Raw genomic sequence first — 15,302 nt, forward strand, 5'->3', positions numbered from 1 at the left:
GGAAATGCCCGCCGCTCCGCACGGCGCGCATTCCTTGCGGGCGGACTTCGCCCGGGAATGCGCGCCGACGGCCGCCCGTATACCTTCCGCGCGGCCCGGCCCCCCGTTTATCGGCCATTCCCGCAACGGGCATTCGGCCACCCGGCAGGGCCGTGACCTGCGCTTCCCTGGGCCGGAAGAGGACCGTGCGGCAGCGCGGCCCGCGTGAACACCCATATCGGACCATCACTCTTGGCCGGATGTCCGCGCCTCGGTAAAAGGCCCGCCACCGCATGTTCGCGCCCACTTGGAACCCTTGATCGACGACCGTTAGCATGGAAATGGTTGTCCGGGGCAACTAACTACCCGTCGTGCCCCGGAATCAAGGAGGAATCACCTATGCCCGACACCGCGCACGACTTCCGCACCTACGTGGAGGAGGCCCTCGACGCCCTGGGGACCGACCCCGGGCGCGAGGCGCTGGTGCACCAAGGGCGACGCGTCACCGCGGGTGAGTTCCGCGCCCTCGTGAACCGCATGGCCCGCGCGCTGCGGGAGCAGGGCATCGACCGCGGACAGACCGTCACGCTGCTGAGCGGCAACCTGCCCGAGACCCTCGCCGCCCGCTACGCCGCCAACCTCGTCGGCTGCCGGGTCAACCACCTCTACAACAAGCTCTCGGCCGAGGTGCAGGCCACCATCGTCAAGGACGTCGAGACCAGCGCGCTGATCGTCGACCCCCGCTACGACGAGCGCGCCGCCGAACTGACCGCGCAGGCGCCGGTGGACACCGTACTGACCCTGGGCCCCGCGAAGTCCGGCACCGACCTGCTGGAACTGGCGTCCGCGCAGAGCGGCGAGCCGTTCCCGAGCGACGCGCGGCCGGACGACGTCTGCAGCATCCGCCACACCGGCGGCACCACCGGCCACCCCAAGGGCATCTGCACCACCTACGCGCAGGTACGTTCCTTCGTCGCCGAGAACGACGAGGACGCCGGCGACGCCAAGGCGATCTGGGAGCGCCCCTCGGAAGAGGAGCCGTCCCGCCTCCTGGTGTGCACCACGCTGGCGCACGCGGGCGGCATGATGGCCGACGTCACTCTGCGCAACCACGGCATCGTCGTACTCCTGGAGGACTTCGACCCGGCCGAGGTGCTCGCGACCATCGAACGGGAGCGCATCACCCACCTGTTCCTGCTGCCGCCGCTGCTGTACCAGCTCACCGACCACCCGGACGCGGCCACCACCGACACCTCCAGCCTGCGCTGCCTGACCTACGGCGGCTGCCAGTCGTCCCCCGCCCGCATCGCCGACGCGATCCGGCGCTTCGGCCCGGTGCTGGTCCAGTTCTACGGGCAGAACGAGGCGGGCGGCATCAGCGTGCTGCCCGCCAAGGACCACGACCCGGACAACCCGGAGCGGCTGCGCTCCGCCGGCCGGATCCTGCCCACCGTGGAGGTGGCGATCCGCGACGAGAACGGCCGCGACCTGCCGCGCGGCGAGCACGGCGAGATCTGCGTCCGCTCCGCGAGCATCATGCAGGGCTACTGGAAGCAGCCGGAGCTGACCGCGGAGGTGCTGCGCGACGGCTGGCTGCACACCGGCGACATCGGCTTCCTGGACGACGAGGACTACCTGACCATCGTCGACCGGATCAAGGACATGATCGTCGTGGTCGGCGGCCACGTGTACACCACCGAGCTGGAGGACCTCCTCAACTCGCACCCGCAGGTCCTGCAGAGCGCCGTCTTCGGCGTACGGGACGAGGACCGCATGGAACAGGTGTACGCGGCCGTGGTGCCCGCCGCCGGCCAGAGCGTCGACGAGGAGGGGCTGCGCGCGATGGTGCGCGAGGCGCGCGGCGCGATGTACGAGCCCGCCCGCATCCAGTTCGTCGAGGAGCTGCCGCTGACGGACGCCGGCAAGCCGGACAAGAAGCAGCTTCGCGCGCTGGCGACCGGCACGGCCGCCTGAGCCACCGCGCCCCGGACCGGCTCCGCCTCCTGGCGGGGCCGGTCCCGCGCGTGCGCGGCCGCCGCGGGAAGCCACCCGGAGCAGCGCGCCATGCGTGCGCACCCCGCCGCGCCTACGCTCGGTACGGAGATCGTTACCGAGGGCTGTCCGGCCGGGCCGCCCGTCCGCGAGCACAGGCACGGAGGCTCACCCATGCCGGAGCTGTTCATCGGCGGTCAGTGGACCGCCGCTGCCGACGGGGAGGTGCGCGAGATCCGCTGCCCCGCGGACGGCACGCTGGTCGCCACCGTCGACGAGGCGGGCGCAGCCGACGCGGCCGCGGCCGTCACCGCGGCCCGCTCCGCTTTCGACGACGGGCCGTGGCCGCACACCCCGGCGGCGGAGCGCGGGCGGCTCCTGCTGCGCGTCGCCGACCTGCTGGAGCGCGACAAGGACACGTACGCGCGTGCCGAGTCCCTGGACACCGGCAAGCGGTTCGTGGAGAGCCAGTACGACATGGACGACATCGCCAACTGCTTCCGGTACTTCGGCGACCTCGTCGCGTCCGGCAACGACGGCCGGGTGGTGGACACCGGCCAGCCGGAGATCGACAGCCGGGTGGTGTACGAGCCGGTCGGCGTCTGCTCGCTGATCACGCCGTGGAACTACCCGCTGCTGCAGACCGCGTGGAAGGTCGCGCCCGCCGTCGGCGCGGGCGACACGTTCGTCCTCAAGCCCAGCGAGCTGACGCCGCACACCGCCATCCTGCTGATGCGCACGCTGACCGAGGCCGGGCTGCCGGACGGGGTGGCCAACCTGGTGCTGGGCGCCGGTGCCACCGCCGGCGCGCCGCTGAGCACCGACGAGCGGGTGGACCTGGTGTCCTTCACCGGCGGGCTGGTCACCGGGCGGCGCATCATGGCCGCCGCCGCGCCCACCGTGAAGAAGGTCGCCCTGGAGCTGGGCGGCAAGAATCCCAACATCGTCTTCGCCGACACCGACTTCGACACCGCCGTCGACTACGCGCTGATGGCGGTGTTCCTGCACTCCGGGCAGGTCTGCTCGGCCGGCGCGCGGCTGCTGGTGGAGGACGGGCTGCACGACGACTTCGTGGACGAGCTGGTGCGCCGGGCGCGGGCCATCCGGCTGGGCGGGCCGTTCGACGAGGACGCCCGCAGCGGTCCGCTGATCTCCGCCGGGCACCGCGACAAGGTCGAGAAGTACGTGGCGGCGGGCCTGGCCGAGGGCGCGGTGCTGCGCTGCGGCGGCGCGCGCCCGGACGACGCGGGCCTGCAGGACGGGTTCTACTACCTGCCGACCGTGCTGGACGAGTGCTCCCCCGGCATGTCCGTGGTGCGCGACGAATCGTTCGGCCCGGTGCTGACCGTGGAGCGCTTCCGCAACGAGGACGAGGCCGTGGCGCTCGCCAACGACACCGTTTACGGGCTGGCCGCCGGCGTGTGGACGCAGAGGGCGGAGCGCTCCCACCGGGTGGCTGCGCGGCTGCGCGCCGGAACCGTGTGGATCAACGACTTCCATCCGTACGTCCCGCAGGCCGAGTGGGGCGGCATGAAGCAGTCCGGCGTCGGGCGCGAGCTGGGGCCGGCCGGACTGGCGGAGTACCAGGAGGCCAAGCACGTCTGGCACAACACCACGCCCCGCCCGCAGCGGTGGTTCGAGTGAGCGGCACCGGGCCGGCGGAGGCACCGGACGGCGGGAAGGCGAACGGGAACGCGCCGGACGACGCGGCCGACAGCCCCAGTGACGACGACTCGCTCGCGGAACTCGGCTACAAGCCCGAACTCAAACGCACCCTGGGCAACTTCCACACCTTCGCGGCCGGCATCAGCTACATCTCGATCCTCACCGGCACCTTCCAGCTCTTCTACTTCGGTGTGAACCACGGCGGCCCCGCCTACTGGTGGTCCTGGCCGATGGTCTTCTGCGGCCAGCTGATGGTGGCCCTGTGCTTCTGCGAGCTGGCCGCCCGCTACCCGGTGGCCGGTTCGGTCTACAACTGGTCCAAGCAGCTGGGCGGCCCGCACGTCGGCTGGCTCGGCGGCTGGATGATGATGACGGCGACCATGGTGTCGCTGGCCGCCGTGGCCCTCGCCTACCAGGTGACGCTGCCGCAGATCTCCTCGTTCTTCCAGTTCGTCGGCGACGGTTCCGGCCGGACCGACCACGCCGCCAACGCCGTGCTCCTCGGCGCCGTGCTCGTCGTCTTCACGACGCTGATCAACGCCTTCGGCGTCAAGCTGATGGCCCAGATCAACTCCGCCGGCGTGGCCATCGAGCTGATCGCGGCACTGGCGCTGATCGTGCTGCTGGCCGCGCACATCACCCGCCCGCCGAGCGCGGTGACCGAGACGTACGGGCTGGACCAGGGCCAGACGCTGGGCTACCTCGGCGCCTTCCTCACCGCGTCGCTCGCCTCCGCGTACGTCATGTACGGCTTCGACACGGCGTCGTCGCTCGGTGAGGAGTCCAAGGACCCGGGCCGCAACGCGCCGCGCGCGATCCTGCGGGCCCTGTTCGCCTCGTTCCTCATCGGCGGGCTGATCCTGCTGTTCGCGCTGCTGGCCACCCCCGACCTGCACGCCAAGGAGCTGTCCGTGGACGGCCTCCAGTACGTCGTGCTCAGCACGCTCGGCCCGACCATGGGCCAGATCATGCTGTGGTGCGTGGTCATCGCGATCACGGTGTGCGCACTGGCCGTGCACACCGCCGGCATCCGGCTGGCGTTCGCGATGGCCCGGGACACCAACCTGCCGGCCGCCTCGCTGCTCGCCCGGGTCAGCCCGCGCTTCCAGACGCCGGTGGCGCCCGCGGTGATCATCGGGTGCATCGCGCTGTGCATCCTGCTGATCAACATCAACCAGCCGCAGATCTTCTCGGTGATCACCAGTATCGCGATCATCATGATCTACGTGGCGTATCTGATGGTGACCGTACCGCTGCTGGTCCGGCGGCTGCGCGGGCAGTGGGAGCCGGCCGAGGGCAAGTTCTCGCTGGGCAGGCTCGGGCTGCCCGTCAACATCCTCGCCGTGCTCTGGGGCACCGCGATGGCCACCAACCTGGCCTGGCCGCGCCCCGAGGTCTACAACGCGACCGGCCCCCAGCACTGGTACCTGCGCTGGGGCGCTTTCCTGTTCGTCGGCATCGTCGCGGTCGGCGGCTTCACGTACTACTGGTTCGTCCAGCGCAAGCGCACCTGCGTCCTGGCCGGGCACGCCGCCGACGCCCCGGACGACGAGCCCGAGGACCCGCCGGGGCCGGCCGCCCCCACCCCCGTCTGACGCGTCCCGCCCAAAAAATCGGAATCTTGCATTCCGTCAGTTCGACGTACGCCTGTACCGTTCTGTGACACAAATATCCGTTTCTCCAGGCAACCGATCATGCGGTGTCACCCGTCTGCATGTACGGCGGTTGCCGAAAACCGGCTCCGGCGGTCCCCGCGACCGCGCCGGAGGCCGGGAGGTTCCCGCCACAGCCACTTGTGTTGCTTTGGAGGGAACCGCCCGTGCACGTCAGATCAGCCCGTCGCACAGTCCTGCTGTCCGCCGCCCTGGCGGGGGCCGCGCTGCTGACCGCGTGTGGAGCGGACGGCGGCTCGCAAGCGTCGGACGACAAGCCGGCGGCGAAGGTGACCGTGACCCCGGCGGCGGGCAGCAAGTCGGCCAAGCTCGGCTCCCCGATATCGGTGAAGGTCGACGGCGGCAGCCTCACCTCGGTCGAGGCCAAGGACGACAAGGGCGGCAAGGTCGGCGGCAAGCTGTCCGGCGACGGCTCGTCGTGGACGTCCGACGGCAAGGTCAAGCCCGGGACCACGTACACCGTGCACACGAAGACCAAGTCGGGCGACGGCAAGGAGTCGGCGGCGGACTCGTCCTTCACCACCGAGAAGGCCGACAAGGTCAACAAGCTCACCAACACCCCGTCCGACGGGCAGACCGTCGGCACCGGCATGCCGATCTCGATCCTCTTCGACAACAAGGTCGCCAAGGACCGGCGCGCCGAGATCCAGAAGGCGCTCAAGGTCACCACGCAGCCGCAGGTGGAGGGCGCCTGGGGCTGGGTACGGGACTGGAGCGGCAAGGACCGCATCGACTGGCGGCCCAAGACGTACTGGCCGGCCGGCACCAAGGTGTCCGTCAAGGGCGGCCTGGGCGGGATCGACTCCGGCAAGGACGGCGGCTGGTTCGCGCGCGACTACGACTTCGGGTTCACCATCGGCCCGGACCACAAGGCCGTCATCGACGTCCCGTCGCACAGCATGACCCTGTACGACGGCGGCAAGGCCGTGGGCACGATCACCGGCTCCGCGGGCTCCCCGCAGGACCCGACCCGCGGCGGCGTGCACACCGTACGCAGCAAGAACGCCGCCGAGACGATGGACTCCTCCACGATCGGCCACGGCAACGAGTGGATGCTCGACTCCAAGTGGGTGACACATCTCACCGCTTCGGGGACCTTCCTGCACTCCGCGCCCTGGAACAAGTCGCTCGGCGTGGTCAACAACAGCCACGGCTGCTTCGGCATGACCACCTCGGACGCCAAGCGGGCGTACGACTTCCTCTCGATCGGCTCCACCGTCGAGGTGAAGAACACGAGCAGCACGAAGAAGACCGACGTGGGCAACGGCCTGGAGGTCTGGCAGGAGAGCTGGGAGCAGTGGCAGCAGCGCAGCGCCGTGAAGTGACGGCGGCGCGGTGCGGGCGCCTCGGCGCCTGAGTGTGCGAGCGTGACGGCGGGGCTCACCCTTGGACGGGGCGGGCCCCGCCCGTGCTTGCGGACGCGTTCGGACCACACCCCCGTGCCGGTCCGAACTGCCCGCCCCGCGTCACACCAGAGTCTTTGACTCAGGTGTGAAGAATAGAGGCTCCGGGCGGTGCGTGCCAGCCCACCCGGGTGGGAGCCCCGGGTCCGCCCGGCGATCGGACCACTACAGTGGAAGTCTCACGTTTGGCCTTGAAGGGAGCGCGGCGCGATGGGGGACGAGGACCGCGAGCCGGTCAGCCTGGCCGAAAAGCTGGACCGGCTGTTCCGGGAACGAAGTCGTGAGCGGGGCAAAGCACTCTCCGCCAACGATGTCGCCACCGAGATCAACATCAGGGCCGGCGAGCAGGTGATCTCCGGCAACTACATCTGGCAGCTGCGCAAGGGCAAGCGGGACAACCCGACCAAGCGCCACATCGAGGCACTGGCGGAGTACTTCGGCGTACCGGCCGCGCACTTCCACGACCAGCGGGACGCGGGTACGGGCGGCGCGCCCGCCGACCGTGCCGGGCAGCCTCCGGAGCTGCTGGAGGCCATGCAGGACGCGGGCGTCATCGCGATGGCCGCGCGCTTCATGGACATGTCGGCGGAGTCCCGTACGGCGGTCCTGGAAATGATCGACCGGGTGCGGAAGCTGGAGGGGCTGCCCGACGTCGGTGGTGCGGCGGCCGGCCCGGCGGCCAAACCGGAAGAAACCTGGCGTACCGCCCGCTGATTCATGACCCCTGCCCACTTACGCCCCTTACCGATCCGCGCTGCCGCCGGTCCGCCGCCGTCCCCGCAGGCCGGGACGGCGGCGGACCGGCGGACCGCACACGACCCCGTTCGGGAGGGGCCATCCGGCGCTGCATGAGACTGGCACGTGTACCTTTCATGGGCGAGGCCGAAGGAGAGCACGCCATGAAGTTCACACGGCGACCGGACCGTGTGCTTGCCGACTGTTCCGACCGGCTGCGCGGACTGCACATCCCGCGCCCCTTCGAGCTGGGTGCCTTCCTGGACCGGCTCGCCGAACAGCGCGGCCGGCCGATCCACCTGGAGCCGCAGGTCACCCCGCCCGCCGGACCCTGCGGCCTGTGGATCGCCACGGCACGGGCCGACTACGTCTTCCACGACGCGGCCACCACCGCGCTGCACCGCGACCACATCGTGCTGCACGAGGTCGGCCACATGCTCAGCGGCCACTCCAACCTGCTCCCCGGCGAGGTGGCACACTCCCTCGTGCCCGATCTCGACCCGGCATCGGTGGAATCCGTACTGGGCCGCAGCCACTACAGCGACCAGGACGAGCAGGAAGCCGAGATGATCGCCTCGCTGATCCTGCGGCGCGCCGACCGCACCCCCACCCGCCGCCCGGCGACATCCCAGCAGGCCGAGGTCCTCAGCCGCATGGACGACGTCTTCGGCTCTCCCAAGCGACGGTAGAACTCCCAGATGGTCAACGTTCTCTTCCTCTCCATAGCGGCGGTGCTGCTGCTGGCCGCCGCCTACAAGGCACGGCCGCTGCTCCGCCGCCCGCGGCCGCGGGGCCTGGGCGCGCTGTGCGGCTTCCTGACCGGCCTGGGCGCCTCTCTGGTGTTCCTGACACCGGGCGTCGGCGACGCGCTGAGCGTCATCACGCCCAAGCTGGGCCGGCTGCTGGGCAACTGCAGCACGCTGGCCGCCGCCACCTGCATCTCCGTCCTGCTGCTGCGCTTCAACGAGGAACCGCCCGCCGCCGACCGCAAGGCCCGCCACCGGCTCGTCTCGCTCGCCGTCGTCCTGGTCGTGATGGCCGTCCTGTTCCTCTCCTCGCCGGTGGACGACTCCCCCGGCGCGCCCACCTTCGGCGAGCTGCCGCGCACCGAACCGCTGCTGAACATCTACGTGCTGGTGTTCACCGCCCACCTCGGCGCCGCCATCGTCGACCTGCTGCGCCAGGCGCTGCGCTACGCCCGGCACGCGCCGCGCCCCGGCCTCCGCCACGGGCTGCGCGTCATCGCCGCGGGCTGCGCGCTGGGCATGGTCTACATCGGCTACAAGATCGTCCACGTGGTCGGGCTGTGGACCGACGCCGCCTGGCTGCCGCCCGAGCAGCTGTGCACCTCCCTGGTGACCCCCGCGACCTGCACCTTCAGCGTCGGCCTGCCGGCGATCTGCAGCCTGCTGCTGGTCACCGGCATCCTGCTGCCCGCCATCGGCCCGGCGCTCGCCTGGCCCTGGCGGCGCCTCCTCCTGTGGCACCTGCACCGCGGACTGCACCCGCTGTGGGCCGCCCTGACCGCCGCCGTACCGGAGATCCAGCTGACCGCCACCGACAGCCGGTACGCGGCACCCGACCCCGAGTTCCGGCTCTACCGCCGGGTGATCGAGATACGCGACGGCATGCTGGCGCTGCGCCCGCACCGCAGCGACGAGGTCCGCCGCGCCGCCGAGCAACGGCTGCGGGCCGGCGGCGCGGACGACCGGCGGCTGGACGCCCGGGTCGAGGCCGCGGTGCTGGCGGCGGCCCTGGAATCCCGCCGGAGCGGCGGCGCCCCCGCGCATCCGGTCAGCGTCGAGGACGCGTCCCTGACCTGCCCCGAACTGACGAACCTGATCGACGAGGCCCGCTGGCTGCGCCGGGTCTCGCACGCCTTCGCCGCGTCCGGCACCGGCCTCGCGCCGGCGCCCCGGTCCCGGCCCGCCGCAGGAATCTGAGGTCACACGTGAGTCACCCCATGGAGTCACCGGAGTTCTTCCGCGACCCGTACCCGCTGCTCGCCGCGCTGCGCGAGCGCGGCGCCGTCCAGCGCGTACGGACCGGGCCGCACGGCGCGACCTGGCTGGTCACCGGGTGGGCCGAGGCCCGTACCGCGATGGCGGACCCGCGGCTCTCCAAGGACACCACCCGCTACTTCGCCGACAAGCCGTCCAAGCGCAACCTCGCGCCGGCCGTCAGCGCCACCATGCTGGCCACCGACCCGCCGGACCACACGCGGCTGCGCAAACTGGCCGTCAAGGCGTTCACGCCGGCCGCGGTGGCCCGTCTGGAACCGCGCATCGCCGAACTCGCGGACGGCCTGCTGGAACGGCTGGCCGCGCGCGGCGGCACCGCCGACCTCGTCGAGGACTTCGCCGTCCCGCTGCCCATCGAGGTCATCGGCGACCTGCTCGGCGTCCCCCGCGAGGACCGCGCCGCACTGCGCCGCTGGTCCAACGACCTCTTCGCGGCCGGCGACCCGGACACCGTCGACGCCGCCTCGCACACGATCAGCGACTACATGACCGAGCTGATCGCGGCCAAACGGGCCGCCGGCGGCAGCCCGGGTGCCGGGGCCGCGGAAGCCGGGGCACCCGGCCGTGACCTGCTGACCGACCTGATCGCCGCGCGCGACGAGAGCGACCGGCTCAGCGAAGCGGAACTGGTGTCACTGGCCGTCCTCCTGGTCGTCGCCGGCCACGAGACCACCACCAACCTGATCGGCAACGGCGCGCTCGCCCTCCTGCGGGACGACGCGCTCCGCACCCGGCTGCGCCGGGACCCGTCGCTCATCCCGGACGCCGTCGAAGAACTGCTGCGCCACGACTCCCCGATCACCACGGCGACGTTCCGGTACGCGGCCGAACCGCTCACCCTCGGCGGCGCCGAGATCGCCGCGGGCGACGTGGTCATGGTGTCCCCCGGCGCCGCCAACCGCGACCCGGCCCGCTTCACCGACCCCGACACCCTCGACCCCGGCCGTGCCGCCGGCCACCTCTCCTTCGGCCACGGCCCCCACCACTGCCTCGGCGCCCCGCTGGCCCGCCTGGAAGCCCGTATCGCCTTCCACACCCTCCTCACCCGTTTCCCCGGCCTGCGCCTCGCCGCCCCCGCCACCGGACTCGAATGGCGCCACACCCGCCTGATGCGCGGCCTGGCCCACCTGCCGGTCACCTTCGGGGCGGCCACGGAAGCGGCCCGCCCCTGAGGCGGCCCCTCACTCCCCGAACGTGAAGCGTGCCACCGCCCGGCACACCGCGGCCGGGTGGTCGGCGAGGTAGAAGTGCCCGCCGGTGAAGGTCTCCTCGTGGAAGTCGGCGACGGTGTGGGCCTTCCAGGCGGTCGCTTCCTCGCGGGTCACCCGGGGGTCGGCGTCGCCGTTGAGGCACAGCAGCGGGATGTCGAGCACGCAGTCGGCGGGGGGCCGGTACAGCTCGACGGCGCGGTAGTCGTTGCGGACGGCCGGGAGGATCATCCGCATGACCTCCGGGTCGCCGAGAAGCTGGTCGTCGGTGCCGGCCAGGCGGGCTACCTCGGCGAGGAGTTGCTCGTCGGTGCCCAGGTGGAGGTACTCCTCGCGCGGCATCGAAGGGGCGCGGCGCCCGGACACGACGAGCCGGCGGGGCGCGGGGCGGCCCAGTTCCGCCAGCCTGCGGGCGGTTTCGAAGGCCACACACGCGCCCATGCTGTGGCCGAAAAGCACCAGCGGGGTGGTGTCGCCGGGGCTCAGGCGGGCGACCACCTCGTCGGCGAGGCCCTCCACGGACGTGACGAAGGGGTCGTTCCACCGGTCCTGGCGCCCCGGATACTGGATCGCGGAGACGTCGAACCGGTCACCGAGGTGGGCGGCGAACGGGCGGTAGTAGGAGGCCGAACCCCCGGCGTGCGGGAAGAAGATGAGGTGGGCGGCGGGCCGCTGGCCCCGGCGTACGTCCCGTATCCAAGCGGACTTCCCCGTCATGTACGTGCTCCTGTGCTGGTGGGCCGGTGGTCGAACCGTTCGCCCGCCGGCGGCCGGCCACCGGCGGACGGGACCAGGATGACCCGTCAGGGGGTCGCCGGGCCAGCCGGAAATGGATCAAACGTACGCGCTCTCCGGCCGGCGGGACGCGTACGCCGCACGTCAGCCGGACAGCGCCGCCGCCCCTGCTGCCGCCTGCTCCGCGGCTCGCGCGCGGGCGGCGGCCGCCTTCGCGGACTCGCCGAGCCGGTCGGCGAGGCGCGCCTGTGCCAGCCAGTTGTACGGGCAGACCGGTCGCAGGCCGATGCGCTCGCTCAGCAGCGTGCGTGCCGTGTCGTCGCGCCCGGCGCGGATCGCGGCCTCCAGGAGCGTCTTTTGGATCGCGTCCCGTTGGGCGTGGCTGCCGCCGAAGGTGTTCAGGCGGTAGCGGATGGGGGCGAGCAGGTCGACGGCCTGTCCGTAGCGGCCTTGCCCGTAGGCGATGAGGGCCCGGCACACCGGCAGGCCGATCGCGGCGGTCATGGCGTGGTTGGGCAGTCGGGGCCGGGCGCGGCCGAGCCATGCTTCCCGGTCCGCGACGAGGCGTTCGGCGTCGGCGGTGCGGCCCGCTCCGACGTACGCCATGACGGCGTGCACGTCGTTGAACGCGTAGTACGGCGGGTCCTGGCGGGCCGCCCAGGCGTCGGCGAGGCGCGTCCAGCGGGCGCCGGCCTCCCGGCCGGTCAGCAGGAGGCGCCACAGCAGGGCCGAGGCGTCGAGGAGTTCCATCGCCAGGCCCTGGGACTCCTCGTGGTGCAGTACGGCGTCGTAGATCTCCAGCGGCCTGCCGGTGTCGCCGGCTTCGAGGGCGTAGAGGCAGTAGTGCCACCAGTTGTGCACGTTCAGGTAGTTGCCGGACGCCCAGTCGTCGGTGCGGGCGTCCAGGAACCGGATGCCCTGGGCGAACCGGCCCTGCATCTCGTACGTGTGCACCACCGCGTGGATGCCCCACACGTCGCGCGGGTCGCGTTCGACGGCGGCCAGGCCGGCCTCCTCGGAGCGGGTGTAGTGTCCCGACTCCTCCAGGCCGAAGGCGTACATGCCCAGGATGTTGCCGTAGAGCGGGTCGTCCTCTGGCCAGGCGGTCAGCGCGCCGCCGACGCGGTCGCGCAGGCGGGCGGCGTCGCCGGTGAGGAAGTCGATCTGGTGGCCGACGGCGAGGGCGAGGGCGTCGCGGGGGAAGGCGACGGTCAGCTCGCCGAGGAGCTGCCCTGCGCGGTGGATGTCGCCGTCCAGCCAGGAGCCGGCCGCCGCGAGGTGCTGCCGCTCGCGAGGAGTCAGGTCCTCGTCGCGCACGCCGGCCGCGAACCCTGTGAACGCCTCCTTGGCGGCCGTGGCGTCCTTCTCCTCCGTGCCCAGCAGGCCGAGGTAGGCCGCCAGGGCGTTGCCCATGGGCGACCGCGGCGCGGCGGCCAGCACCGCCTGGGACGCGGTGGCGACCTCGCCACGGAAGAAGAGCAGTTCACGGAGCGCGTCGTCGTAGTGGGACGCGGCTTCCGTGCCGGTCAGGGACATCGTGTGGCCCTGCCGGTCGCTCGCTGTCCGCCGCATCTTGGGCTCCTCCCGACACTCTGGCGTCACTCCGTCCCCCGCCCTTACCTTGTCGGAGGTAGGAATTTTGTTCGACCACCCTGTCACGTCCCGGACTTGAGACCACAGACAAGAGGTGCGCCTTGTTCCTTCCCCGCAGACCGGCCCGCGCATACCGCGGCAGGACCGGCAGACTGGGCGTTCTCGCTCTCCTCCTCGGTGTACTGGCCGCCGTCGCCGCCGGTCCCGCGCGGGCCGCCCCCGAGCCCGCGGCCGCGGCCCGGCCCCCGCTCGTACAGCCCATCGACCCGCAGAACTGGCGCAATCCCGACGACATGACCTGGGCGGAGTACCGTGCGGTCCCCGGGACCAACTGGGCCGACCCCGCGGTCAAGCCCACCCAGCGCATGTTCAGGGGCGCACTCGTCCTGCTGGACTACCCGGACGAGGACTTCAGCGTCACCCGGCCCGCCGGGTCGTCCGTCTTCGGCAACCCGCAGCCCAGCGCGCACGACATCCCGCGCGCCCAGGTCCCCGCCTTCTACCGGGACTTCCTCAACAAACCGGGCAAGCTCAACCACGGCCACACCATCAACGAGTACTGGATGGAGGACTCCGGTGGCCGGCTCGGCGTCGAGCTGACGTCGTTCGGTGTCTACCGGATGCCGTTCAAGTCGTACCAGTACGGCATCGAGCCGTCGATGAACCCCGGCGCCTGCCCCGTCGGCGACAGCTGCGGCAAGAACATCCGCACCGACGGCAAGGCGGCGTGGATCGCCGACGCGGGCGAAGCGGAGACCAAGAAGTACGACTTCGTCTTCTACCTGACGGCGGGCCAGGACGAGTCGGCCGCCTGGCAGGAGTTCGGGCAGATGAAGTTCGCCTCGCCGCAGGACGTTCCGGCCGCGTGGGGCCCGCCCTCCCCCATACAGGGCGGCGGCAACGCGGCCCGCACCCGTTATGTGCCGTGGACCTCCTGGAAGGCCGCCGCCCGCCTCTGGCCCAACGCCGAGTCCGGCTCCTCCACCCAGGCCGAGAGCTCCGGCATGGCCGTGTACGCCCACGAGTTCAGCCACATCCTGGGCATCGCGGACAACTACAACAACCCGTACGGCACGCCGCAACGCCGGGCCTACACCGGCATCTGGAGCATGCTCTCGCGCGGCTCCTTCAACGGCCCAGGCGGCCCGCACACCCGCTGGCAGATCCCGGCGGCCAACGGCGCCTCGATGGGCTCGCAGCACGTGCTGCGCGACAAGCTCAAGCTCGGCATCGTCGACGAGAGGAACGTCCTGCGCCTGGACCGGGACGCCCTGAAGACGTCCGGGACGGCCGTCGCCAGGATCACCGCGCGCTCCGCGCCGCCCGGCGCCAAGGGCCTGTCCGGCATCAACATCACCATGAGCCGCGACCTGGAACCGCCCTGCTCGACCGAGTCCGACCCGCTGTGCGACGGGGGCGGCTACGACAACTACACCGTCGAGGTCGTCGACCGCATGGGCACGGACTCCTTCACCCCGGACAACGGGGTGCTGCTCAGCAAGACGAAGAACGAGGACAGGGCGCCGTTCGCGTGGGTGGTGGACGCCCACCCGGAGGACATCCGCATGGTGGACTTCCGGCGCCCCGACGGCACCCCGCAGATGATCACCATGGGCGACTACCGGCAGCTCAGCGACGCGCTGTTCCACGCGGGAGCGGACTCGGGCAGCGAGTACGAGTACGTCGACGAGGCCAACCGCCTGCACTTCTACGTCCTGGGGATCAAGCGGGACCGGTCCGGCGTGCTGAGCTACACCGTGGCCGTCAAGTCCCTGGACGGCGCGGGCCCGCAGCGCCGCGGCGTGCGGCTGCGGCACGGCACGGCACACGGCGCGCCCGCCAAGGGCCGCGCCGTGTGCACCTTCCCGCTGACCAACAGCGGACAGCCGGGCCGCGGCGGCGCGCACCTGGAGTCCGACGTGTACCGGCTCTCGGCCACCGCGGCGGGGCGCGGCTGGTCCGCCTGGCTCCCCGACCGCCTGGCCACCGCGAAGGCCGGGAGCACGGTGAGCGTGCCGGTGGCCGTCGCCGCCGGGCCGGGTGCGGCGCGGCACGGCCTGGTCGTGCTCGACGCCCGCTCGGAGAGCGACCCGCGCAAGTCCGTACGGGCCACCTGCGCGCTCGGCCGCTAGCCGGAGACGCGGGCCGTGGGGGGCCCCCGGGGGGGGGGGCCCGGCGGGGGGCCCCCCCCCCCCCCCCCCCCCGGCCCCCCCCCCCCCGGGGGGGGCCCCCCCCCCCCCACCGCCCGCTTCTGCCAGGTTCAGTGTTCAAGACATGGTTCTCGCGAGTGCGGTGTGG

General features: G+C 72.0%; 11 protein-coding genes. 9 read left to right on the plus strand and 2 right to left on the minus strand.

From position 1 onward, the window contains the following. Window positions 1-378 precede the first annotated feature (378 nt). The 8 genes from ACH4K4_RS02665 (at window position 379) to ACH4K4_RS02700 (ending at window position 10,640) form a co-directional block, all read left to right on the plus strand. The gene (locus ACH4K4_RS02665; protein ID WP_398164242.1) at window positions 379-1,953 is read left to right on the plus strand and encodes an AMP-binding protein; all 1,575 of its coding nucleotides are present in this window, start codon (window positions 379-381) and stop codon (window positions 1,951-1,953) included. Between the two features lie 192 nt (window positions 1,954-2,145). After that, entirely contained in the window at window positions 2,146-3,615 is a 1,470-nt protein-coding gene (locus ACH4K4_RS02670; RefSeq protein WP_398164243.1) for an aldehyde dehydrogenase family protein, read from the plus strand. Beyond that, window positions 3,612-5,231 (plus strand): APC family permease, encoded by a 1,620-nt coding sequence (locus ACH4K4_RS02675; protein ID WP_398164244.1) that lies wholly within the window; start codon window positions 3,612-3,614, stop codon window positions 5,229-5,231. Before ACH4K4_RS02670 ends, ACH4K4_RS02675 begins: the two co-directional genes overlap by 4 nt. A gap of 224 nt (window positions 5,232-5,455) precedes the next feature. Next, window positions 5,456-6,634, plus strand: coding sequence for an Ig-like domain-containing protein (locus tag ACH4K4_RS02680; protein ID WP_398164245.1), 1,179 nt, complete (start codon window positions 5,456-5,458; stop codon window positions 6,632-6,634). 288 nt (window positions 6,635-6,922) lie between these two features. Continuing rightward, window positions 6,923-7,426: a helix-turn-helix domain-containing protein gene (locus ACH4K4_RS02685; protein WP_398164246.1), complete on the plus strand. Its 504-nt coding sequence runs from the start codon at window positions 6,923-6,925 to the stop codon at window positions 7,424-7,426. 185 nt (window positions 7,427-7,611) lie between these two features. Further along, the gene (locus ACH4K4_RS02690; protein ID WP_398164247.1) at window positions 7,612-8,136 is read left to right on the plus strand and encodes a hypothetical protein; all 525 of its coding nucleotides are present in this window, start codon (window positions 7,612-7,614) and stop codon (window positions 8,134-8,136) included. A gap of 9 nt (window positions 8,137-8,145) precedes the next feature. Beyond that, window positions 8,146-9,390, plus strand: a complete 1,245-nt coding sequence (locus ACH4K4_RS02695; protein WP_398164248.1) for an MAB_1171c family putative transporter — start codon at window positions 8,146-8,148, stop codon at window positions 9,388-9,390. 8 nt (window positions 9,391-9,398) lie between these two features. Continuing rightward, window positions 9,399-10,640 (plus strand): cytochrome P450, encoded by a 1,242-nt coding sequence (locus ACH4K4_RS02700; RefSeq protein ID WP_398164249.1) that lies wholly within the window; start codon window positions 9,399-9,401, stop codon window positions 10,638-10,640. A 9-nt stretch (window positions 10,641-10,649) separates the two neighbouring features. Here ACH4K4_RS02700 and ACH4K4_RS02705 read toward each other — a convergent pair whose 3' ends face one another. Next, complete coding sequence (locus ACH4K4_RS02705) at window positions 10,650-11,393, minus strand: thioesterase II family protein (protein ID WP_398164250.1); 744 nt, start codon at window positions 11,391-11,393, stop codon at window positions 10,650-10,652. A 162-nt stretch (window positions 11,394-11,555) separates the two neighbouring features. After that, complete coding sequence (locus ACH4K4_RS02710; protein WP_398164251.1) at window positions 11,556-12,983, minus strand: tetratricopeptide repeat protein; 1,428 nt, start codon at window positions 12,981-12,983, stop codon at window positions 11,556-11,558. A gap of 122 nt (window positions 12,984-13,105) precedes the next feature. On the opposite strand from ACH4K4_RS02710, the gene ACH4K4_RS02715 reads away from it, so the two are divergent. Next, the gene (locus ACH4K4_RS02715; RefSeq protein ID WP_398164253.1) at window positions 13,106-15,136 is read left to right on the plus strand and encodes a M6 family metalloprotease domain-containing protein; all 2,031 of its coding nucleotides are present in this window, start codon (window positions 13,106-13,108) and stop codon (window positions 15,134-15,136) included. The last annotated feature ends 166 nt before the right edge of the window (window positions 15,137-15,302 follow it).

The organism is Streptomyces sp. NPDC017529, from assembly GCF_044329785.1.
In the GTDB taxonomy this organism is placed as follows: Bacteria; Actinomycetota; Actinomycetes; order Streptomycetales; family Streptomycetaceae; genus Streptomyces.

Excerpts from the sequence above, each read along its gene's own strand:
- ACH4K4_RS02690 (WP_398164247.1), top strand. The coding sequence starts at position 7,612 with ATGAAGTTCACACGGCGACCGGACCGTGTGCTTGCCGACTGTTCCGAC.
- ACH4K4_RS02665 (WP_398164242.1), top strand. The coding sequence starts at position 379 with ATGCCCGACACCGCGCACGACTTCCGCACCTACGTGGAGGAGGCCCTC.
- ACH4K4_RS02695 (WP_398164248.1), top strand. The coding sequence starts at position 8,146 with ATGGTCAACGTTCTCTTCCTCTCCATAGCGGCGGTGCTGCTGCTGGCC.
- ACH4K4_RS02710 (WP_398164251.1), bottom strand. The coding sequence starts at position 12,983 with ATGCGGCGGACAGCGAGCGACCGGCAGGGCCACACGATGTCCCTGACC.
- ACH4K4_RS02670 (WP_398164243.1), top strand. The coding sequence starts at position 2,146 with ATGCCGGAGCTGTTCATCGGCGGTCAGTGGACCGCCGCTGCCGACGGG.
- ACH4K4_RS02685 (WP_398164246.1), top strand. The coding sequence starts at position 6,923 with ATGGGGGACGAGGACCGCGAGCCGGTCAGCCTGGCCGAAAAGCTGGAC.
- ACH4K4_RS02705 (WP_398164250.1), bottom strand. The coding sequence starts at position 11,393 with ATGACGGGGAAGTCCGCTTGGATACGGGACGTACGCCGGGGCCAGCGG.